Below are 520 nucleotides of genomic sequence, written 5' to 3'. Positions count from 1 at the left end.
GCGTCTTCGGGGTAAAGCGCTAGCCCCACAGGCGCGCCGCGATGCCATCCGACAGATGATTGAGCAGCATCACCTCTCGGAGCGGCACGCCTGCCGCCTTGTGGGGCTATCCCGAGACAGCTACCGCCACCCGCCGCAGCCCAGCGAGGTCAACGCCAGCCTGAGTGAACAGATTCGGCAAATGGCCTTGGTGCGCCGCCGATTCGGCTACCGGCGCATCCACGACATGCTGTGCGAGCAGTTTCCGGGGGTGAACCACAAGCGCATCTATCGGTTGTACCGACAGGCCAACCTGACGGTGAAGAAGCGCCGCAAAGCCAAACGGCCAGCGCAGGAGCGTGTGCCGTTGCAACTGGCCAGGAGCATCAACGAGGTGCTGAGCATGGATTTCGTCTCGGACAGCCTGTCCAGTGGACGGCGCATCAAGTGCCTGACGGTGGTGGATGACTTCAGCAAGGAGTCCGTGGACATCACGGTGGACTACGGCATCTCGGGCCAATACGTCACCCGCGTGCTCGAC

Annotated in this window: 1 protein-coding gene; it reads left to right on the top strand. The window is 63.1% G+C overall.

Annotated elements, in window-relative coordinates; genetic code table 11:
- A partial coding sequence (locus BN2503_RS19135; RefSeq protein ID WP_233495148.1) for an IS3 family transposase occupies window positions 1-520 on the top strand: 520 nt, incomplete at both ends.

This window comes from Paenacidovorax caeni, from assembly GCF_001298675.1.
GTDB lineage: Bacteria > Pseudomonadota > Gammaproteobacteria > Burkholderiales > Burkholderiaceae_C > Paenacidovorax > Paenacidovorax caeni.
This window is presented reverse-complemented; position numbering and strand designations above follow the sequence as displayed.